21 protein-coding genes are annotated in these 20,660 nt (G+C 66.1%); 7 read left to right on the top strand and 14 right to left on the bottom strand.

Annotation, left to right across the window (positions count from 1 at the left end; genetic code table 11):
* Positions 1–67: 67 nt before the first annotated feature.
* The 3 genes from FYJ92_RS06420 to rimP form a co-directional block, all read right to left on the bottom strand.
* Positions 68–445 carry a YlxR family protein gene (locus FYJ92_RS06420; protein ID WP_185263103.1) on the bottom strand — a complete coding sequence of 126 codons (378 nt, stop codon included), beginning with the start codon at positions 443–445 and terminating at the stop codon, positions 68–70.
* A gap of 170 nt (positions 446–615) precedes the next feature.
* Positions 616–1,596 carry a transcription termination factor NusA gene (nusA, locus tag FYJ92_RS06415; protein ID WP_185263102.1) on the bottom strand — a complete coding sequence of 327 codons (981 nt, stop codon included), beginning with the start codon at positions 1,594–1,596 and terminating at the stop codon, positions 616–618.
* Complete coding sequence (rimP, locus tag FYJ92_RS06410) at positions 1,596–2,210, bottom strand: ribosome maturation factor RimP (protein ID WP_185263101.1); 615 nt, start codon at positions 2,208–2,210, stop codon at positions 1,596–1,598. Before rimP ends, nusA begins: the two co-directional genes overlap by 1 nt.
* 88 nt (positions 2,211–2,298) lie before the next feature.
* Here rimP and FYJ92_RS06405 point away from each other — a divergent pair, with 88 nt between their 5' ends.
* The 3 genes from FYJ92_RS06405 to FYJ92_RS06395 are packed head-to-tail and all read left to right on the top strand — an operon-like array spanning position 2,299 to position 5,271.
* A complete protein-coding gene (locus FYJ92_RS06405; protein ID WP_255482332.1) occupies positions 2,299–3,465 on the top strand; it encodes a DUF4439 domain-containing protein in 1,167 nt (388 codons plus the stop codon).
* Between the two features lie 49 nt (positions 3,466–3,514).
* A complete protein-coding gene (locus FYJ92_RS06400; protein ID WP_185263100.1) occupies positions 3,515–4,243 on the top strand; it encodes a VIT family protein in 729 nt (242 codons plus the stop codon).
* On the top strand, positions 4,240–5,271 hold the full coding sequence (locus tag FYJ92_RS06395; protein ID WP_185263099.1) for an aminoglycoside phosphotransferase family protein: 1,032 nt from the start codon (positions 4,240–4,242) through the stop codon (positions 5,269–5,271). Before FYJ92_RS06400 ends, FYJ92_RS06395 begins: the two co-directional genes overlap by 4 nt.
* Positions 5,272–5,311: 40 nt before the next feature.
* On the opposite strand, the gene FYJ92_RS06390 is transcribed toward FYJ92_RS06395, so the two are convergent.
* The 3 genes from FYJ92_RS06390 to FYJ92_RS06380 are packed head-to-tail and all read right to left on the bottom strand — an operon-like array spanning position 5,312 to position 9,375.
* Positions 5,312–6,709 carry a pyridoxal-dependent decarboxylase gene (locus FYJ92_RS06390; protein ID WP_185263098.1) on the bottom strand — a complete coding sequence of 466 codons (1,398 nt, stop codon included), beginning with the start codon at positions 6,707–6,709 and terminating at the stop codon, positions 5,312–5,314.
* A 53-nt stretch (positions 6,710–6,762) separates the two neighbouring features.
* Entirely contained in the window at positions 6,763–7,557 is a 795-nt protein-coding gene (locus FYJ92_RS06385; RefSeq protein ID WP_185263097.1) for a TSUP family transporter, read from the bottom strand.
* Between the two features lie 9 nt (positions 7,558–7,566).
* Positions 7,567–9,375: a proline--tRNA ligase gene (locus tag FYJ92_RS06380; RefSeq protein WP_185263096.1), complete on the bottom strand. Its 1,809-nt coding sequence runs from the start codon at positions 9,373–9,375 to the stop codon at positions 7,567–7,569.
* A gap of 456 nt (positions 9,376–9,831) precedes the next feature.
* On the opposite strand from FYJ92_RS06380, the gene FYJ92_RS06375 reads away from it, so the two are divergent.
* Genes FYJ92_RS06375 through FYJ92_RS06365 form a run of 3 tightly spaced genes read left to right on the top strand, consistent with a single transcriptional unit; the run spans position 9,832 to position 12,019 of the window.
* Positions 9,832–10,614 carry an ABC transporter ATP-binding protein gene (locus tag FYJ92_RS06375; protein ID WP_185263095.1) on the top strand — a complete coding sequence of 261 codons (783 nt, stop codon included), beginning with the start codon at positions 9,832–9,834 and terminating at the stop codon, positions 10,612–10,614.
* Between the two features lie 8 nt (positions 10,615–10,622).
* Positions 10,623–11,366, top strand: coding sequence for an ABC transporter permease (locus tag FYJ92_RS06370; RefSeq protein ID WP_219729710.1), 744 nt, complete (start codon positions 10,623–10,625; stop codon positions 11,364–11,366).
* Positions 11,363–12,019: a TetR family transcriptional regulator gene (locus FYJ92_RS06365; RefSeq protein WP_185263093.1), complete on the top strand. Its 657-nt coding sequence runs from the start codon at positions 11,363–11,365 to the stop codon at positions 12,017–12,019. Before FYJ92_RS06370 ends, FYJ92_RS06365 begins: the two co-directional genes overlap by 4 nt.
* Before the next feature lie 21 nt (positions 12,020–12,040).
* On the opposite strand, the gene FYJ92_RS06360 is transcribed toward FYJ92_RS06365, so the two are convergent.
* The 8 genes from FYJ92_RS06360 to FYJ92_RS06325 all read right to left on the bottom strand — a co-directional run bounded on the left by FYJ92_RS06360 (position 12,041) and on the right by FYJ92_RS06325 (position 19,145).
* On the bottom strand, positions 12,041–12,931 hold the full coding sequence (locus FYJ92_RS06360; protein WP_185263699.1) for a GNAT family N-acetyltransferase: 891 nt from the start codon (positions 12,929–12,931) through the stop codon (positions 12,041–12,043).
* Positions 12,894–14,060 (bottom strand): flavodoxin-dependent (E)-4-hydroxy-3-methylbut-2-enyl-diphosphate synthase, encoded by a 1,167-nt coding sequence (gene ispG / locus FYJ92_RS06355; protein WP_104063099.1) that lies wholly within the window; start codon positions 14,058–14,060, stop codon positions 12,894–12,896. Before ispG ends, FYJ92_RS06360 begins: the two co-directional genes overlap by 38 nt.
* 46 nt (positions 14,061–14,106) lie before the next feature.
* Positions 14,107–14,400 carry a YciI family protein gene (locus FYJ92_RS06350; RefSeq protein WP_185263092.1) on the bottom strand — a complete coding sequence of 98 codons (294 nt, stop codon included), beginning with the start codon at positions 14,398–14,400 and terminating at the stop codon, positions 14,107–14,109.
* Between the two features lie 54 nt (positions 14,401–14,454).
* Positions 14,455–14,979 carry a hypothetical protein gene (locus tag FYJ92_RS06345; protein WP_185263091.1) on the bottom strand — a complete coding sequence of 175 codons (525 nt, stop codon included), beginning with the start codon at positions 14,977–14,979 and terminating at the stop codon, positions 14,455–14,457.
* Positions 14,976–15,641, bottom strand: coding sequence for a MarR family transcriptional regulator (locus tag FYJ92_RS06340; RefSeq protein WP_185263090.1), 666 nt, complete (start codon positions 15,639–15,641; stop codon positions 14,976–14,978). The genes FYJ92_RS06345 and FYJ92_RS06340 overlap by 4 nt, the downstream gene beginning before the upstream one ends.
* A 176-nt stretch (positions 15,642–15,817) precedes the next feature.
* The gene (locus FYJ92_RS06335; RefSeq protein ID WP_185263089.1) at positions 15,818–17,149 is read right to left on the bottom strand and encodes an RIP metalloprotease; all 1,332 of its coding nucleotides are present in this window, start codon (positions 17,147–17,149) and stop codon (positions 15,818–15,820) included.
* Between the two features lie 18 nt (positions 17,150–17,167).
* Positions 17,168–18,352 (bottom strand): 1-deoxy-D-xylulose-5-phosphate reductoisomerase, encoded by a 1,185-nt coding sequence (dxr, locus tag FYJ92_RS06330; RefSeq protein WP_185263088.1) that lies wholly within the window; start codon positions 18,350–18,352, stop codon positions 17,168–17,170.
* A gap of 46 nt (positions 18,353–18,398) precedes the next feature.
* Positions 18,399–19,145 (bottom strand): sulfite exporter TauE/SafE family protein, encoded by a 747-nt coding sequence (locus FYJ92_RS06325; protein ID WP_227007510.1) that lies wholly within the window; start codon positions 19,143–19,145, stop codon positions 18,399–18,401.
* A 46-nt stretch (positions 19,146–19,191) separates the two neighbouring features.
* On the opposite strand from FYJ92_RS06325, the gene FYJ92_RS06320 reads away from it, so the two are divergent.
* A complete protein-coding gene (locus FYJ92_RS06320) occupies positions 19,192–20,658 on the top strand; it encodes a lipase maturation factor family protein (protein WP_185263087.1) in 1,467 nt (488 codons plus the stop codon).
* The last annotated feature ends 2 nt before the right edge of the window (positions 20,659–20,660 follow it).

Raw genomic sequence — 20,660 nt, 5'->3', positions numbered from 1 at the left:
CCCATTGCAGAGCGCAACAAAGTTGTCATCGTTGCGCACTCATCGCTGGGAACTCATCGGGTTTCCATCAGTTTTCTGACCCGCTTTCAGGTTGGACGGTTTTTGCTGCAGCTACCACGGGTATCTGCAGCGGGCCGGCGTCCCGCTTGCCTGCCATGATCCGGCGTTCGACGGCGGTTGACCCGGTAGCGCCGTTGAGGGCCCTTCCGAATGCTCGCCGTTTGACCGCCAGGGCCAGGCACGCTTCGCTGGGGTGCAGCCATGCGCCCCTGCCAGCCATCCGGCGTCGTTCGTCTACCAGCACTGCGGTGGAACCGCTGCCTTCGGCGACGAGCCGGAGTAACTCAGACCGCGCAGCCTTTTTCCGGCATCCGATGCAGGTACGCTGCGGTTGATCCTCGGTGTGAAGCACTTCTGCCACGGTGAGTATCTTCCTGACGTTCATAACTGCCGGCCCTAAGGCCCCACCGCACATCGGCGGAACGGGAACACTCAGGGCACACGAATACCGGCCGTTAGGCGCGGTCATGTCTATTCTAGCCCCTCGGGGCAGTTCTGCCCGAAACCGGGGATCGGCCGACGGGATCCGCCGTTGGCCGTCGCCCCGGAACGGGTTCAGCTTTCGCGCGCCGGGGCAGCGTCCGAGACGATATCGATCCGCCAGCCGGTCAGCTTGGCGGCCAGCCGGGCGTTCTGGCCCTCTTTCCCAATGGCCAGCGAGAGTTGGTAGTCCGGGACCACCACACGCGCGGAGCGGGTGGCCTCATCCACGATCGTGACAGAATTCACACGCGACGGGGAAAGCGCGCTGGCAATGAACGTTGCCGGATCCTCGCTGAAGTCGACGATGTCGATTTTTTCGTCGTTCAGTTCCGTCATTACGGCGCGGACGCGGGAACCCATTTCACCGATGCAGGCGCCCTTGGCGTTGATGCCCTGGGTGTTGGCCTTGACCGCGATCTTGGTGCGGTGGCCGGCCTCGCGGGCCAGGGCCACGATCTCCACGGAGCGGTCCGCGATCTCCGGGACCTCCAGTTCGAAGAGCTTCCGGACGAGGCCCGGGTGTGAGCGGGACAGGGTGACGGACGGGCCCTTGGTGCCGCGATGGACATCGATAACGATGGCACGGAGTCGGTTGCCGTGGATGTACTTCTCCCCCGGCACCTGCTCGGGCGGCGGCAGCAGGGCTTCCACCGAACCCAGGTTGACCTGGATCATATGCGGGTTGTTGCCCTGCTGGATCAGGCCGGCCACAAGTTCGCCCTCGCGGCCCTTGAACTCACCCAGAATGGCGTCGTCCTCGACGTCGCGCAGGCGCTGCAGGATGATCTGCCGTGCGGTGCTCGCTGCAATACGGCCAAAACCGGCAGGGGTGTCCTCGAACTCGCCGATGGGGTCACCGTCGTCGTCGATCTCCACGGCCCAGATGGTCACGTGGCCGCTCTTGCGGTCCAACTCGGCCCGGGCCTTCTCGAAGGCGCCGGGCGATTTGTGGTACGCCACCAAGAGCGCCTGCTCGATGGTGGGGATCAGGAGGTCCAGCGGGATTTCGCGCTCACGCTCCAGTAGTCTCAGCGCGCTCATGTCAATATCCATCAGGCCTCCTCAGAAGGTCCATTGTGCTCAGGTTCCAGACCAGCTCCTTCGAGGTGGCTGAATTCGATCTCGACTTTTCCGTTACGGATCCTGTCGAAAGGAAGAATCTGGGGCTCGCCCTGCTTGGGCTTCATGCCCTTCTTGACGGCGATCTCCGGGATGATGGTGACGCCGGAATCATCCACTGACTGGACCCTGCCGGTGACATTTTCGCCCTGGATAACGTTGACCTTAACCATCCGGCCCCGGGCACGGTGCCAGTGCCGGACTTCGGTGAGGGGACGCGAGACACCCGGGGAGGAAACCTCGAGGTCGTAGGGGCGCCCGTCGTCCGCTGGATCATTATCCAGGACATCGGAGAGGATCCTGGAGATGTCCGCAATGACATCAAGGTTCACGCCGCCGGTTTCCGCCTGCGGCAGGTCAACCACCACGTGGACCACACGGTGCGAACCCGCCATGATGGATACGTCCTCGAGGTACAGGCGGTTGGCCTGCACTGCCGGTTCCAGCAGTGCACGGAGCCTGATGGCTTCGGGATTGTTGGCGGGCGCAGCAACAGCGGTACCCGTTCCGGTAGCGTCTGATGAAGTCGTGGCTTCTGCATTACTCACGATGCCGGCCGCCTTCCAATAGATGATGTTGTGACTACTAGCGTAACGATTTTCCGGCCGCAGTGGTGCACGAAGGTTCGCATCAGGCGTGACAACATGGTCTGTTGTGAAAGACGACACGCAGGAAACCGGCCGCCGCCGGCGCTATTTCCAGTACGCCGTTTTTGGGCTGGCCACCCTCCTGGTGGTGAGCCTGGGATTGGTACTCATCCCCCGCGAACCGTCCCCGCCTGCGGCGCCGCCGTTTTCCGAGCAGGCAAGGGCATCTGCGTTCGCGGATTCCCTGTCCCTGAGGGTCGTGGGCCTGGACCTGGACGGCGCTGCCGGCGCCACCGCGCCGGCCCCACTAGCGGCCGCCCTGGCCCGCGTTGTGACTTTGCTGACTGTCCAGGCACAGGCGCTGATGCTGCCGGCGGTCGCTTCCGGCAATCGCGCCCAGACCGTCCCTGCTACTGAGGCGGCGACGGCGCTAGCCAGCATCACGCCGCCGTCGACCACCGCGGACTTCGCCGCTGCCCTCCAGGCAAGCGGGGCTCAGCGGCTCCAGGACGCCGAAACGGCCGACGGCGGCATGGCCCGCCTTCTCGCCGGCACCGGCACTGCCCAGCTTCTGGCCGCGGAGGAGCTGGCTTCGGCGGCCGGGATCGCATTGGCACCGCTTCCGGTTGCCGGACCGTCCTCCTTGGCATCGCCGGCGGCCCCCACGCCTGCTACGGCTTCAGCCGCCGCCAGCTGTCCCAGCGAAGCAGCGGTCGCCGACGCAAGCACTGGCGCGGACCTCGGCCCGGCGATTGCCTCTGCCGTTGCCGGCGAGCTGGAACTGGTCTACGCGTACCAGGCCGCACTGACCCGGCTTAACTCCGGGTCAGCTGCTCCGGCGTCGAACTTCCTGGCCCAACACGTCACCCTCCGAAACGAAGCAGAGGCCATAGGCAGGTCCCACTGCGCCGCGGTACCCCTGAGGCAGCCCGGTTATGCCCTGAGCCAGGTGTTCCTGGCAGACCCTGCAGCCGGGCTGGGAACACTGGAGGCGGGGATACTTCCGGTATTCGGCGACCTGGTTTCCCTCAGCGAGGGGCGCGATCGTGAATGGGCCCTCTCTGCACTTGAGTCGGCGGCCCGGAGGACCGCACATTGGGGCGCATCGCCAGGCCCGGTTCCCGGCATGGTCCTGGACGAAGCTCTCCTGCCTCCGCTGCCGGAGCCTGTATCAACCCCGGGACCTTCCGCAACCAGCGCCCACGGCAATTCGTAGCCAAGGCCCGGCACTGGCTTGCCGCGGGCACTAATGCTTTGCTGGAGGCATGGACAGTGCCGGCGCCCCCGCCCTTCACGAGAATGAGCCACACCAGAACGACGTCGCGCAGCGCCTGAACTGGCTGCGCGCCGGGGTTCTGGGCGCCAATGACGGCATCGTCTCGGTCGCCGCAATCGTGGTGGGCGTCGCCGGTGTCACCACACAATCCGGCCCGATCCTTGTCGCCGGCACTGCCGGCCTGGTGGGTGGTGCAGTTTCCATGGCCTTGGGCGAATACGTGTCCGTCAGCAGCCAGAAGGACAGCCAGCAGGCCCTGATCGAAAAGGAACGCCTGGAGTTGCAGGACCAGCCGGAGGAAGAGCTGGAGGAACTCACTGCGATCTACCAGGGCAAGGGACTGAGCCTGGACACAGCAAGGAAAGTAGCGCGGGAGCTGACAGCCCACGACGCGCTGGGCGCGCACCTGTCCGCCGAACTGAACATCGACGAGACAGACATCGTCAGTCCGTGGCACGCCGCCATTGCCTCCGCCGTCGCATTCCTCATCGGCGCCATCCTTCCTATGCTCGCTATCCTCTTGCCTCCGGAGAACATCAGGGTTCCCCTGACCTTCGTGGCCGTACTCGTGGCACTCGCGGCCACCGGAGCGTTGGGCGCCTGGATCGGCGGCAGCTCGAAAGTGCGGGCCGCCGCCAGGGTAGTGGCCGGCGGGGCTTTGGCCTTGGCTGCCACGTTCTCCATCGGCAACCTGCTCGGCGCAAGCGGCGTCCTATGAGCGTCCGGATTGGCGTGCCGATCCCGCCGGCCCTCACCATGCGGTACAGCCACAGCAGTGCGGGACGGGCCTGGCTTTCCTCCCTCCCGGGACTCGTGCAGGGCCGGCTGGAACATTGGGAACTGGCTGTTGACCTGGCAGCCGGCGCCCTCCCGTGGCATGGCCACGGCGGCGTGGTGGTCCCTGTCCGCCGGACGGACGGGACTCCGGCCGCGCTCAAGATCGCCTTTCCCCACGATGAGGCACGGATGGAACGCCATGCGCTGGCCCTGTGGGGAGGCTCCGGCGCCGTCCAGCTGTTGGGATCCGACGCCGGAACGTGCGCCATGCTCCTTGAGCGGCTGGATGCGGACTCCTCACTCCAGACCCTTCCGCTGGACGATGCGGCGGTTGCCTGGGGCAGCACCATGCGGCAGCTGGGCCTGGTGCCGGACGGACGGCCGCAGTGGCAGGAATTCGACCACATCGCCGGGCGGGCCGAACAATGGAGCGATGACCTCCCCGCCGACTGGGAACAGCAGGGCCGCCCATTCCCGCGCTGGCTCCTGGAGGCGGCCCTGGAGGTCTGCCAGACCCGCGGTGCCGTGGGCCGCCGCTCGGGCCGCGATGTCCTGGTCCATACGGACCTGCATTTCCTGAACATCCTGGCCCGGCCTCTGGCCAACAGCGGAGCGCAGACCGGGCAGGCTTTCGTAGCCATCGACCCACAGCCCATGATCGGCGAACCGGAATTCGCGGTGGCACCGCTGCTGTGGAACCGTCTCGGCGACCTGCCCCGGAGCGATCCGGCAGGAGGGTTGAGGCGGCGCTGCCAGGACTTCAGCGCCGCGGCCGGACTCGATGCCGAGGCTTCCCGCCAGTGGGCCGTGGCGCGCGAAGTGGGGAACGCCCTCTGCTACGCGGCCATGCCGCGCCACCAAGGCGATCTGACCCGGTCCCTCTGGGTGGCCAGTACCCTCGCTGGGCGGACCCTCGACGGCCTCCCCTCGGCGCACGCCCTGCCTGAGCCGGGCCACGGCGACATCTGAGCGACGGGCGCCTCCCCGATGGAACGGTGCCTCCAGTTGATCAGCCGACAGCCCGCACAGCCGCCAAAGCGGAACTGACTGCCTCGACGGCAGTGCCGACGTCGTCCGCGTCAGTGCTCCAGTTGCTGACCGAGACGCGCAGGACATCCCTGCCCTGCCAGCGTGAACCGGACATCCAGACCTTGCCGTCCTCGATCACCCGGGCTGTCACTGCGCGCGTGGTGGCGTCGTCCCCGAAGGCCAGCGAAACTTGGGTGTAATCCACCGTGTTGAGCACCTCGACTCCGTCCACGTCGGCCAGGCGGCTGCCGATCTTCGAAGCGGCGTCGGCGAGCCCGCGGACCTGGGCTGCCACACCGTCCCGCCCCAGGGAGCGGAGGGCGGCCCACACCGGCACCCCGCGGCCGCGCCGGGACAGCTCCGGCGCTTTCTCGAAGGGGTCGCCTGGTCCTTCGACGTCGTGGATCAGGTAGCTGGTGTGCTGCAGCCCCATGGCGCTGCGTAGCGCTGCTGAATCCCTGACGATGGCAATACCGCAGTCGTACGGGACGTTGAGCGTCTTGTGTGCGTCGGTCCCCCACGAATCGGCCAGGGACATGCCGCGGGTGAGGTCCGCGAATTCAGGCACGGCGGCGGCCCACAGCCCGAACGCTCCGTCCACGTGGACCCAGGCACCGTGCCGCCGGGCAACCTCGATGGCGGCATCGAAGGGGTCGAAGGCTCCGGAGTGGAGGTTGCCTGCCTGGAGGCAAACCAGCGCGGGCCCGGACCCTTCCGACAGCAGCCGGTCCAGGTCTGCGGCGACCAGCCTGCCTTGGGCATCTGCGGGGACCGCGGTGGGCCGGCCGAGCCCGAGGTACCGCAGGCCCAGGTCAATCGTCTCGTGGCGCTCCTGGCCCACAAAGCACCTGATCCGCGGGGCGCCTGCCAGGCCACCGACGTCGAGGTCCCAGCCGGCATCGGCCAGCAACCGCCACCGCGCAGCGGCCAGCCCGGTGAAGTTGGCCATGGTGGCACCCGTGGTGAAGCCGACATCCGATTCCGCCGGGAGGCCCAGGAGGTCCAGCAGCCAATGGCCGGCCCCCTCTTCGATGGCGGCTATGGCAGGTGTGGCGTAGCGCAGGCCGGAGTTCTGGTCCCAGGCGCTGACCAGCCAGTCCGCGGCCAGGGCAGCAGGCAGCGTCCCGCCGATCACCCAGCCAAAAAAACGCCCCGAGGGCATGGCCATCAGCCCCGGCTCGGCTTTGTCCGCCAGGTACTCAACCACAGCTGCGGCAGGCATGCCCTGCTCGGGAAGTGGGCCGCCGAAGTCGGCCGCGAGATCGTGGGCGCTTTGGGCAGGACCGACGTGCCTGTCCGGCAGGCTCGCCAGCCACTCGGCGGCGCGGCGTGCCGCAGCTGACAATGCTTCCGAATAGGGCTCCCCGCCTGCGGACATACCTGCATGGTACGCCCGGCCGGCCGGGGACTGCGAGGGCTTTGGCTACCCTGTCAGGCGAAGTTTTCCAGCCAGACATCGATGCCGAGTTTGATGATCAGGGTGCCCACCACCAGCAGGAATACAACACGGATGAAGCGGCTGCCCTGCTTCACCGCGGTCCGTGCGCCCAGGTAGCCGCCGGCCATGTTGGCCAGGCCCAGCACCAGGCCAACACCCCACAGGATTGACCCGTGGGGCAGGAAGAAGATCAGGGCGCCTGCGTTGGTGGCCATGTTCACGATCTTGGCTTTGGCGCTGGCCTCCAGGAAGGCATAGCCCATCGCCGAAACGAGCGCGATGATGAGGAAGGAACCGGTGCCCGGACCGATCAGGCCGTCATAGAAGCCGATGACGGCCCCGATCAGGCATGCCACCACGTAGTGCGCGCGGCCATCGTGCCGCAGCACGGTGATGTCGCCGACGTTGGGCTTCAGCGCCGTAAAAAGCGCGACGACGACCAGCGCCACCACGATGATCGGTTTGAAGACACTCGCAGGCAGGGTGGCGGCCAGAACTGCCCCGGCGAAGCTGCCGGCAAGGGCGATCAGCGCCATGGGCACGGCTGTCCGAAGGTCCGGTTTCACCCGCCCGTAGTACGTCACCGCACTCGTGGTGGTGCCGAAAATAGACCCCATCTTGTTGGTGGCCAGGGCCTGGACCGGCGTGATTCCCGGTACCAGCAGCATGGCCGGCAGCTGGAGCAGGCCCCCGCCGCCCACCACCGCATCCACCCAGCCGGCAGCAAATCCAGCCACCACAATCAGGATGATTGTGGTGAGCTGGATTGACTCGAAACCGGAAATCAACTCCGCAGGTCAGCTGCGGACGGCGGTGACCACATAGTCAACGGCCTTGTCCACGGCCACGTTCTCGGCTTCGCCGCTGCGGCGGTCCTTGACTTCCACAACGCCGTCCACCAGGCCGCGGCCGACGGCCAGGATAGTGGGGACGCCGACGAGTTCCGCATCGCCGAACTTTACGCCCGGGGAGACCTTGGGCCGGTCGTCATAGATGACGTCCAGGCCGGCGGCCTCGAGTTCCAGGGCCAGCTGCTCGGCGGCGGCAAAGATCTCCTCGCCGCGGCCGACGGCCACCACGTGGACATCTGCCGGGGCGACGGCGCGGGGCCAGATCAGGCCTTTCTCATCGTGGTTGGACTCGGCGAGGGCGGCGACGGCGCGGGTGACACCGACGCCATAGGAACCCATGGTCACCACGACCTGCTTGCCGTTCTGGTCCAGGACCTTCAGGTCCAGGGCCGCGGCATACTTGCGGCCCAGCTGGAATATGTGGCCCATTTCGATGCCGCGGGCGGTTTCGAGCGGACCGGAGCCGTCCGGAGCCTCGTCACCCGCGCGCACGTCGGTGCACTCGATGACGCCGTCCCAGCCGAAGTCGCGTCCGGCGACGAGGCCGAAGACGTGCTTGCCGGCATCGTTGGCGCCGGTGACCCAGGCGGAGCCGCTGACGACGCGGGGGTCCACGAGGTAGAGCATCTTTGCGGCGCCCTCGGTGCCCAGCAGCGGCGCGTCCAGGGACATGCCGGGGCCGAGATAGCCCTTCACGATCAGGGGCTGCTTCTTGAGGTCGTCGTCGTTGGCGGCTTCGAGCGTGATCTCGCCGGCAATCGGCAAGAAAGACCCGATGTTCGCTTCGACGCGCTTGAGGTCAACGCCGCGGTCGCCGGGGAGGCCGATGACTACGAGCTGGCGCTCCCCGGTGGGCAGCGTGACGGCGAGGACGACGTTCTTGAGCGTGTCAGCGGCGGTCCAGGCGCCGCCGTCGGCCTCTGTCCGCGGAGCGAGGACGTTGGCGGCCTCGACGAGCGTGTCGATCGTGGGGGTGTCCGGGGTGTCCCGGACCTCGGCGGCGGGGGCGCCGGTGAAGTCGATGTCCGCGGGAACCACAGTGGTGACGGCTTCAACGTTGGCCGCGTAACCTCCGGCGGAGCGCACAAACGTGTCCTCACCGATCTCGGTTGGGTGCAGGAATTCCTCGCTCTTTGACCCGCCCATGGCACCGGCGGTGGCCGCAACAGGAACAACCTCCAGGCCCAGGCGCTCGAAAATCCTGAGGTAGGCGACGCGGTGTGCGGCGTAACTGGCGTCCAGGCCGGCGTCGTCCACGTCGAAGGAGTAGGAGTCCTTCATGATGAATTCGCGGCCGCGGATCAAACCCGCCCGGGGGCGTGCTTCGTCGCGGTATTTGTTCTGGATCTGGTAAATGCTCAGCGGCAGGTCCTTGTAGGACGAGTACAGGTCCTTGACCAGCAGGGCGAACATTTCCTCATGCGTGGGTGCCAGCAGGTAGTCGTTGCCCTTACGGTCCTTGAGCCTGAAGATGCCCTCGCCGTATTCCTTCCAGCGGTTGGTGGCCTCGTAGGGTTCCTTGGGCAGCAGTGCCGGGAAGTGGACTTCCTGGGCACCGATGGCTGCCATTTCCTCGCGGATGACCTTCTCCACTCTGCGCAGCACGCTGAGCCCCAGTGGCAGCCAGGTGTAGATACCCGGCGCGGCCCGGCGGATGTAGCCTGCCCGGATCAGGAGCCGGTGGCTGGCCACCTCGGCATCGGCGGGATCTTCACGCAAGGTGCGCAGGAAAAGCTGGGACATTCTTGTGACCACGGGTGGGCATCCGTTTCTGGGAATAGCTGCTGGAAAAGCAGGACGGGGCAATTCTTCTGGGTACTAATCTACCGGCAATCCACGCCCCGCCCGGCGGCGGAACCAGAGCCAGGCCAGAGTCAGGCGCGGAGCCGGATGCGGTGCTTTGCTGAGGACTGGACGGGGCGGAACGCAATAGAGCCACGCCCGGCGTGCAAAGCCCCTGGCCGTAAACGGCTGGTCATTACATGCGGACGTGGCTCCATGGCCGTTGACGCCTAGGTACTGGTGAGGACTGGTGAGGACTGGTGAGACCGCCCACCCACTCCAGCGCAGCTAGATCGAACCTATGTGATAGCCGACACATGCACAAGGTTTTTTCCATTCGAAGTTGTTGACGGCTACCTTCGGCAGGTCTAGGTTGAATTCATCATCTGGTGAATTCAGCGCGGACTCCCAGCATTTCGGAGGGCACACATGTCCCATTCAGCAGCAACGGCCCCGGCCAGCCCCGTGGCTGGGGTGGCCGTCGCCGCCAGCTCCCTGCACGTCACCAGGGGAAAGGTTCCCGTCCTGCGCGGCCTGGACTTTTCCATCCACGGGGGCGAGATAACCGGGCTGTTGGGCCCGTCCGGCAGCGGCAAGACCACCCTCATGCGGGCCATCATGGGCGTCCAACTACTCACCTCCGGCTCGGTCCAAGTACTGGGGCTGCCCGCCGGGCACCCTGACCTGCGGCACCGGGTGGGCTACGTGACCCAGTCCCCCAGCGTGTATCCGGACCTCACCGTCGAAGCCAACGTCCGCTACTTCGGCGCCATGCACCGCAGGGGCCGCGCCGAAGCCGCGGAGGCGATCGCCGCCGTCGGGCTTGAACCGCAGGCCAGGCAGAAAACCGGCGACCTCTCCGGCGGCCAGCTGAGCCGGGTTTCACTGGCCTGCGCCCTGGTGGCCCGTCCCAGCCTGCTCGTCCTGGACGAGCCCACCGTCGGCCTTGACCCGGTGCTCCGTGCGGACCTGTGGGACCGGTTCCGGACCATGGCCGAGTCCGGGACCACGCTCCTGATTTCCAGCCATGTGATGGAGGAAGCCAGCCATTGCGGATCGCTGCTCCTGATCCGGGAAGGGAAGCTCCTGGCGCAGCTGACGCCGGCGGAATTGAGTCAACGCGGGCACAGCGCCGATCTGGAGAAGGCCTTTCTGCATATCATCCAGGACACCGCCGAAGGCCGGTCCACCGAAGGGACGGTACGGTCATGAACCTGTTGATGCTGTTGGCCACCACCCGGCGCGTCCTGGACCAACTCCGGCACGACCACCGAAGCATCGCGCTGATCCTGGTGGTTCCTGCGCTGCTGCTCACCGCCGTGTACTTTCTCTATGAAAATGAAACACTGCCGCCAGGCGTGCCCAGGACTTTTGACCGCGTAGGCCTGATGATGCTGGCGATCTTCCCGTTTGTGGTGATGTTCCTGGTCACGTCCATTACGATGCTGCGCGAACGCACCTCCGGGACCCTGGAACGGCTGCTGACCACTCCCATCCACAAGGCAGACCTGCTGTTCGGCTACGGGCTCGCATTTTCCATCATGGCCGCGCTGCAGTCGCTGGTGGCTACCGCCGTGGCCTACTGGATATTCGGGCTCGAGATCCAAGGTAGCCCGGGTCTGGTGGTCATGATTGCCGTGATCAATGCGGTTCTTGGCGTCGCCCTGGGGCTGCTCTGTTCGGCCTTCGCCCGCACAGAATTCCAGGCCGTGCAGTTTATGCCGGTGGTGGTGGTCCCGCAGATCCTGCTCTGCGGCCTCTTTGTGGCCCGCGAGAGGATGAACGAGGCCCTGGAGGCTGTGTCGAATGTCCTGCCCCTGACCTTTTCGGTGGATGCGCTCCAGGAGATCGCCACCAACACCGAGGCCACAGATCAGTTGTGGATGGACGCCGGCATCATGGTGGCGATTGTCCTGGCGGTACTGGTCCTCGCGTCGTTGACCCTACGGCGGCGGACTGCGTGAACGGACAGCATGATCCCGCAGGCGCCGCGGAGCCCGCAGGCAGCGCGGCTGGTCCGGGCCGGCGGGGCAGACGCGGCGGGGCAAGCGAGTCGAGGGACCAGATCCTGGACACCGCCCGGAGACTGTTCGCCGAACACGGTTTCGAGGGGACCAGCCTGCGCCAGATCGCCCGGGAAACCGGAGTGGACCCCGCCATGGTGCACCACTTCTTCAAGGGCAAGGACGAGCTCTTTGCGCTGAGCGTGGCACTGCCGGCCGACCCGGAGAAAGTCCTGGCGGGCGTCAACGGCTACTCGCCGGAAGACCGGGCCGAGGCGATTGTGCGGGCGGTGCTGCGCTTGTGGGAGAGCCCTGCCCAGCACAGCCTGGTGGCCTTCCTCCGGGGAACCATCGGTTCGAAGGCGAAGACCCTGCTGCTGCGGGAACTGGTACAGCGCACCATCCTCAGCCGGATCATGGCGGGAGTCCCCGGACCGCCCGCAGAAGTCGCCATGCGCGGAAATCTCGTGGCCACGCAGATGATGGGCGTGATGCTGGTCCGGTATCTCATTCGGCTGGAACCGCTCGCGTCCGCTTCCTCCGACGACGTTGTCCGGCTCGTGGCGCCGAACGTCCAGCACTACCTGACGGGTGACCTGAAAGCTGAGGGGTGACCTAAAGCGACGTCCTGGAGGCTAGAACAGCACCGTGGCGAAGGTGCCAACCTGGCGGAAGCCCACGCGCTCATACGTGGACCGCGCCCGCAGGTTGAAGCCGTTAACGTAGAGGCTGGTGACCGGGGCAAGCGTTCGCGCCTTCTCCACTACGGCAGCCATGTAGCCTGCGCTCAGACCCTGTCCGCGGTAGCCGGGGTTCATCCATACACCCTGGATCTGCGTGACATCAGCTGTCACCGCTCCCAGCTCGGCCTTGAACACAACATCGCCGGATTCGTTGACGTGCGCCAATGAGTGGCCTTGCCGGATGAGGCCTTCCACCCGACGGCTATAGAACTCCTTGCCCCCGAGGAACGGCGAATAGCCCACTTCCTCTTCGAACATGGCGGCGCAGGCGGGAAGGATCCGGTCAAAATCGGCCAGCCGGCCAAGGTCCAGGTCCGCGTTCGGCTCCACCGACGGCGGCCCGCACAGCGTCATCAGCGGCTGTTCATCCCGCACCTCGTGGGCCGCATGCCCCAGTTCGGCAAGCTCAGCATGAAGTGCAAGGACGGCATCTGCGGGGCCAAAGACGGAGGCGAAGCGGCGGCCGGATGTGCTTGCTGCCGCAGCGACAAGCCCAGCGAATTCCGGGTCAAGCTGGACCGGGACCAGGTTGGCGCCTGCCCAGCACGCGCCCGCCAGGATGCCGTCGTCGAAAACTCCCAAGACGGCAGCACCACCAGTGGTGGGCGCAGCCGAACCAGCCGCCCGAAGGTGCGCCAGGATAAATACATTGGCCACCGGGTCCTGCGACGCGAGGCGCCGCAGGGCAGCGGTGTCCGCACCGGCGAGGGTCCTGACGGATATCCCCGCCAGCGCGGCGTCCTCCTTATGAGACGCTAACCACGGGGCTACCCTTGACAGCATCTTCGCCATCGGCCTCCCCCATCTCTTCAGCTATGCGCATGGCCTCTTCGATCAGTGTCTCAACAATCTCGCTCTCAGGCACAGTCTTGATGACTTGGCCCTTCACAAAGATTTGGCCCTTGCCATTGCCCGACGCCACACCCAGATCGGCTTCGCGGGCTTCGCCCGGCCCGTTCACAACACAGCCCATCACTGCCACGCGGAGCGGAATTTCCATGCCTTCGAGCCCGGCAGTGACCTGCTCGGCCAGGGTATAAACGTCCACCTGGGCGCGGCCGCATGACGGGCAGGAGACGATTTCCAGTTTGCGCGGGCGCAGGTTCAGTGACTGGAGGATCTGGTTGCCCACCTTGATTTCCTCGACGGGCGGCGCCGAGAGGGAAACCCGGATGGTGTCGCCGATGCCCTTGGCCAGGAGCGCCCCGAAGGCCGTAGCGGACTTGATGGTTCCCTGGAAGGCGGGCCCGGCTTCGGTCACGCCCAGGTGCAGGGGCCAGTCGCCCTGCTCGGCAAGCATCTCGTAGGCAGCAACCATGATGACGGGGTCGTTGTGCTTGACCGAGATCTTGAAGTCGTTGAAACCGTGCTCTTCGAACAGCGAGGCTTCCCAGACGGCCGATTCCACGAGGGCCTCGGGCGTGGCCTTGCCATACTTCTTCAGGATTCCAGGCTCCAGGGATCCGGCGTTGATGCCGATCCGGATGGAGGTCCCGTGGTCCTTCGCGGCGCGGGCGATTTCCTTGACCTGGTCATCGAACTTGCGGATATTGCCCGGGTTCACGCGCACTGCCGCGCAGCCGGCCTCAATTGCCGCGAAGACGTATTTGGGCTGGAAGTGGATGTCCGCAATAACGGGGATCTGGGACTTGCGCGCGATGATGGGCAGTGCCTCCGCATCATCGGCCGACGGGCAGGCGACCCGTACGATGTCGCAGCCGGAAGCGGTGAGTTCCGCGATCTGCTGCAGGGTGGCGTTGATGTCCGTAGTGGGCGTGGTGGTCATGGACTGCACGCTGATGGGCGAGTCCGAACCGACCCCGACGGAACCGACTTTGATCTGCCGCGTCTTGCGGCGGGGGGCGAGGACGGGCGGCGGTGCTGACGGCATTCCCAGGCTGACCGAGGTCACGTGGACTCCTTGAATAGGTGTTTCAGTAGTGAAATAGGTCCGGGAATCAGGATGCGTGTGCGGCGAGGAGGCCGATCACGGGAGTCCACTCGGTGGTCCGGATCCCGGCAATGGCACCGGCGACGGCGAACGGGTCCTGCTTGAGGAGGTCGTTCAGCTCGGTTTCGTCCTGGACCTTGAAGATCAGCAGGGCGCCGGCCCCGTCACCGTAAGGTCCGCTGGTCAGCAGTTGGCCCTCATCCGCCAGACCCGCCAGCCAGGCGCGGTGTGCGGGGCGGTGGTCATCACGGACGGCGGAGGAATCGGCGGCGTACACATACTCAACGGCAAAAACAGTCATAAGGACACCCTATCCCCAGGGGTGGGCTGGCGCCGATCCGGGCACCAGGAAGACTCACTGCAGGAACACCACCTTGATCACTGCCGCCGTTCCCGCGGCCCACAGCATGGATGTGAGCGTTCCGATGATGAACCGCTCCGCAGCCACGGGGGTCTCCTTCAATTCGGCGAACCTGCCCAGGCCCTTGATGGCCACAATGTAGGCGATGGCCACCGGCTGTCCGGTCAGGATGGCCACACAGACGCCCAGGCGTTCCAGGACTCCAATGATTGCCCCGCCGCGCAGGATCCGCTGGGCCGGCAGCGTTTGCGCCTGCTGGGGAACGTCCGACGGCGGCTGGCCGCCACGCGCCATCAGCTCGCCGTCGACGGTTTGCCCCGTTGCCGGCCTCGGGGCTTCCGAAACGGTGTCCACGGTGACATCGGCCGAAGGATCCTGGGCTGATGCATCCGGGGCCGGTTTACTGGCCGCGTCCGCTTTGTCGTCAATGGTCCTGGCGAGCCGGAACACCAGTGCGGTCACCGGCCATCCGGCAAATCCGGCCACCAGCAGGGCAACTGCGATCCATAGTGCGTTCACCGGTCGCCTTCGATCTGGGAATGCGCGTACTCGAGGAGCATGGCCGCGGCGGGCCTGGCAGCCCATTCTTCCTGCCAGCCGGACCTGAGCACAGCACGGCTCACCGACTGCTCCGTGATTCCCAGTTCCTGGGCCACGTGTTTCTGGCTACCGTGCTTCCCATCGCCGCCCTGGAGTGCGCGCAGCCGGTCCACCACCCGCCACTGGGCTGGTGTGCGCTGCTGCACCAGCCGTCCGATCAGGCGAAGCACCGCCTGGGCATTTGCACTGGTCATGGCTCCTTCCTTGGCGCGGGGAGGCATCTCCCGTCCACGGCCGATACTGCCGGACACCACCGACAATGGCACCTGACCAGCCGCCCCCTTGGCGAGTTCCACGGCCTTTCGCGCTGCCACAAAGCCGCTCCCGGAACCTTCCCGTGGGCTGCCACCCGGGGTGAGCTGCACGGCACCGATGCCGATCCCGACGTACCAGTGCCCGCTCCGGAGTGCGTACATGGCGATCTCCACCACGTCCTCGGCATGTTCCACCACGCCCTGGAGTTCATCACCCACCGAGCGCTCAAAGGGCGCCGGCGCGAGGCTGTGCAGCGCGGTGATCAGATCGGGAACACGGTCGACGTCGGCGGTGCTGCCGCGCTGGTCGATGGTCAGTACGTACATGGCTTAACCGTACCCAAGTGATCACGCATAATCAATCAAAAACAGCTGATTATTTAATATCAGCCAATAAAGGCTGATTTAACAGATTCACCCGATTCGGTCAGGTACGGCCTGCTGCAGGCAGGCCAAGTTCCTGGTGGATCCGGGGCCTCCGTCGAGCCAGACGTCTGCAGGAGTCAGCCGAAGAGGCTCACCGGCTTGACGATGTCGGCATAGATCAGGAGCGCGCTCATGCCCATCAGCAACACAGCCACCACGTAGGTCACGGGCAGCAGTCTGGCAATGTCGAAGGCGCCCGGATCCGGTTTGCCGAACAGGTTGGCCACCCGCCGCCGCGCCCCTTCGTACAGCGCTCCGGCCACATGGCCACCATCGAGCGGAAGCAGGGGGATCAGGTTGAAGACCGCGAGCGCAAAGTTCAGTCCGGCGAGCAGCCCTACCAGGGCGCCAATCCTGGACTGGAGCGGCACTTCTTCCATGGCCGCCACTTCACCGGCCACGCGCCCGACGCCCACCACACTGATGGGGCCGTTGGGGTCCCGCTCTTCCTCACTGAAGGCCGCCTTCGCAACGCCCACCACCCGGGCGGGCAGATTGAAGATAACGCCAGCCACTTGCTTGATGTTTTCGCCCGCCATGGGCAGGACGGACGACGCCGGCTGGGGAACCAGTTCGGTCTGCGCGCCGATGCCCAGGAATCCGACGTCCTGGTACAGGAGGGTGCCGGCGTCGTCCTTGGCCTGGCGTCCGTCCACGCCGACGACGGGGCGGGCGGAGAGCACCGGCGTCACTGCGGTGGTGACAGGCGCGCCGTCGCGCTCCACGGTGATGCTGACTTCCCTGCCCGCGGAAGCCCGGATCCATTCGGTCAGCTCGTCCCAGCCGGTGACAGCTTTCCCGTCAAAGGAGGTGACCACGTCGTTGGGCAGGAGCCCGGCAGCGGCCGCGGGGGTCAGCTGGCAGTCCGGGGAATCGGGGTCAACCGTTTGGCCGGCGGCCACCTGGCATTTGGAGACGTCGGCGATGGTGGTGGTGGCCGTGGCCATGCCGAAGCCCATCAGCAGCACGGCGGTCAGGACCACGCCGATCAGCAGGTTCATGGCCGGACCGCCCAGCATCACGATGATTTTCTTCCACACCGGCAGCCGGTAGAACACGCGGTTTGCGTCCTCCGGACCCACTTCCTCGTGTGCCATGGACCGGGCCTCCGTGGCCAGGGTCTGGAACATGCCGGTGCTCGAGGGGCGGACGGTTCCGTCCTCCTTGTTGGGTGGATACATGCCGATCATGGACACGTAGCCACCCAGCGGGATCGCCTTCACGCCGTATTCGGTTTCGCCCTTCCGTTTGGACCACAGGGTGGGGCCGAAGCCGATCATGTACTTGGTGACGCGCACTTTGAACAGCTTGGCGGGCAACAGGTGCCCCACTTCGTGCAGCGCAATGGACACGGCAATGCCGATCGCCACAAAGACGACGCCGAGGATGAAAAGGAGGACGGGGCTCATGCGTGGATCTGCTGCTTCCTAGAGACTGCTGACTGCTAAACGTTCGTGGGCGCGCGTACGTGCCCAGTCTTCAGCATCCAGTACCGACTCCAGCGTCAGCCCTAAGGATCCTGAATGTTCGCTGAGGACAGCATCGATGGTGTCCACGATTTCGGTGAAGCGGATGCGTCCCGCGTGGAACGCCATGACCGCCTCCTCGTTTGCTGCGTTAAAAACGGCGGGAAAGGTACTCCCCTGCTTGGCGGCGTCCTTGGCCAGGTCCACGGCCGGGAAAGCGACGGTGTCCAGCGGTTCGAACGTCCAGCTGGTGGCTTTGGTCCAGTCACATGGGGAGGCCGCTTTGGGGACTCTGTCCGGCCAGCCCAGCCCTAAGGCAATGGGGAGGCGCATGTCCGGCGGGGACGCCTGGGCGATGACGGACCCGTCGATGAACTGGACCATGGAGTGGACCACCGACTGCGGGTGGACCACAACGTCGATCCGGTCCAGCGGCACGTCGAACAGCAAATGGGCTTCGATGAGCTCGAGGCCCTTGTTGACCAGCGTGGCCGAGTTGGTGGTGACCATCAGGCCCATGTCCCAGGTGGGGTGGGCCAGCGCCTCTTTCGGCGCTACGTCGTGGAGCTGCTCGCGCGTCCGGCCGCGGAACGGCCCGCCCGATGCCGTCAGGATAAGCTTCTCGACTTCGGCCGCGGACCCGGAGCGGAGGCACTGCGCTATCGCTGAGTGCTCGGAGTCCACCGGCACGATCTGCCCCTCACGGGCGGCCGCCTTGACGAGCGCTCCGCCCACGATGAGCGATTCCTTGTTGGCCAGCGCCAGTGTTGCACCTGACTTCAGGGCGGCGAGAGTCGGGGCAAGCCCGATGGACCCGGTGATGCCGTTGAGCACCACGTCCGCCGCTACTGCGGCGATGCGGGCCGAGGCGTCCGGGCCGGCGATGATTTCGGGGCGGTAGTCCTGCCGTCCGGCGAGGCGGGCGGCCTCGGAGATCAGGTCCCGCAGCTGCCGCGGATCCCCCGCGGCGATACCCACGGCGGCGGCACCGGTGTGGACGGCCTGGCGGGCCAGGAGCTCCAGGTTTCCGCCGCCGGCGCTGAGCGCCACCACCTCAAAAAGGTGCGGAGCGCCGTCGACGACGTCAATCGCCTGGGTGCCGATGGAACCGGTGGATCCGAGGAGGACGATTCTGCGAGGCTGCATTGGTTAAGTATCCCGCACCCGGCCCGCGGTCCGGTCAGGCTGCAGGTCAGGCCGCCGCCAGCTCGATGAAACCCTTCGCCAGCGTGGACACGGCTCCGATGTAGGCGATGGCCACCACGATCCTGCGGACAGCGGCAGGTTTGACCTTGCCGGACAGCAGATCGCCCGCGATGATTCCCGCCACCATGGCGGCCAGGATGCTGAGCCACTGCCAAGCATCCAGGCCGGGAACATGTCCACCCGACAGTACGTACTTGATCGCCAGGGAAGACAGTCCGGTGGTCACGAAATAGGGCTGGAGGGTGGCGCCGAAACTCTTCTGCTCCCACCGGGTGGCAATGGCGTACGCGGTGATGGCCGGTCCGCCGACACCCGCCGCCGCGTTCATCAGTCCGCTGGTGAAGCCGAGGGAGACCATGGGAACGGGGCCACTGGCATGCCAAGAGCTGCGCGTCAGCCGCTGCGAGGCCAGCAGGGCGATGATGAGGAGGACGCCGATGCAGATCTCCAGCGGCGCTTCGGCCACATTGCTGGCCAGCCAGGCACCCGGCAGTACCCCTGCGAGTGCGGCGAGCGCCAGTCCGGAGTAGCGCTTCCACTCCACATGCCGCCAGACCCTGGAGAGGATCAGCAGGGATGAGGCTGCGCCGCAGAGGTTAATGATCATGACGCCGTCGAAGGGACCGAGCAGCACCACCAGGACGGGAGAGACGAGGAGGCCGAATCCGAGGCCGGCCAGCCGCTGGGCCAGTGCCCCCGCAACGACGGCAATGAGCACCAATGCAAACACCATCCGATCCTAGTGGGCGGACGGCGACGCCGGGCGTAACGTGGATTGCGTGGACTGGGTTTCCTGGTTCGGTGCGCCGGAGTACGGATTCGCCCGGCAGGTGCTGCAGCGAGGTGTGGCGGCACTGTTCTTTGTTGCGTTCCTGTCTTCCCTGAACCAGTTCCCTGCGCTGCTGGGCGAACGCGGTCTGTTGCCGGTACCGGACTATCTGGAAGGGTTCAGCGCGCGCCGGCGGCCCACGCTGTTCCGTTGGCGTTATTCGGACCGGCTGCTGCGTGGTGTCTGCGCTACCGGACTGGCAATTTCAGCCCTCCTGGTGGCCGGTATCCCCCAGCTCGGCCCGCCGTGGGTTCCGCTGATCGCGTTTCTGGCCCTGTGGCTGCTGTACATGTCGATCGTCAACGTGGGGCAGACGTTTTATGGCTTCGGCTGGGAGATGCTGCTGCTGGAGGCCGGGTTCACGGTGGCGTTCCTTGGCTCGGACCAGACCGAGCCGCCGCGCACCATCCTGATCCTGCTGGCTTGGCTCGTCTTCCGGCTGGAGTTCGGCGCCGGGATGATCAAGATCCGCGGCGGCCGGGAGTGGCGTGACCTGACGGCCCTCTATTTCCACCACGAAACCCAGCCCATGCCGGGGCCGTTGAGCCGCCAGGCGCATCTCCTGCCCAAACCTTTCCACCGGCTGGAGGTCCTGGGGAACCATTTCGCCCAGCTGGTGGTCCCGTTCTTCCTCTTCGCACCGCAGCCCCTGGCAAGCGCGGCAGCCGGCATCATCATCTTCACCCAGCTGTGGCTGGTGGCCAGCGGCAATTTTGCGTGGCTTAACTGGATGGCCGTTGTGCTGGCCTTCGCCGCGGTCAGCGACCCCGTGGCCCACGCCGTGTTGCCGTTCCTGCCGCTGTCCGGGGATCCCCGGGTGGACGTCCGTGGCAATCCCCCGTACTGGCTTGCCATCACTTTGGTGGCCACCTTCCTGCTGGTGGTGCTCAGCTACTGGCCGCTGCGCAACCTGCTCTCCAAAGGGCAGTTGATGAATGCCAGCTTCAACCGCTGGCAACTGGCCAACACGTACGGCGCGTTCGGCACGGTAACGAAGCACCGCGTCGAGATCGTGGTGGAGGGCACCCTGGACAAGGAACCTGGGGACTCGGCGGACTGGCGCGAATATGCGTTCAGGGGCAAACCCGGTGACGTGCGCCGGCTGCCTCGGCAGTGGGCGCCATACCACCTGCGGCTGGACTGGCTGATGTGGTTCCTGCCGTTGCGCACGGTCCACGAGGAGTGGTTTTACGCGTTCCTCACGAAGCTGCTGGAGGCGGACCGGCAGACGCTGCGGCTTCTCCGTGCCGACCCGTTCGACGGCGGTCCGCCGCGTTGGGTGCGGGTCAACAGTTACCTGTACCGTTTCGCCACCAGGGCTGAGTTCCGGGAGACCGGCGAGCGCTGGGTCCGGACGCCGCTCTATGAGGCCATCCCGCCGCGGTCCCTCCGCGGTTCCCGTGGACGGCGGCGATGATT

It is taken from the genome of Pseudarthrobacter sp. NBSH8, assembly GCF_014217545.1.
Classification (GTDB): Bacteria; Actinomycetota; Actinomycetes; order Actinomycetales; family Micrococcaceae; genus Arthrobacter.
The sequence above is the reverse complement of the archived record's forward strand: the minus strand, read 5'-3'. Positions and strand labels throughout refer to the sequence as shown.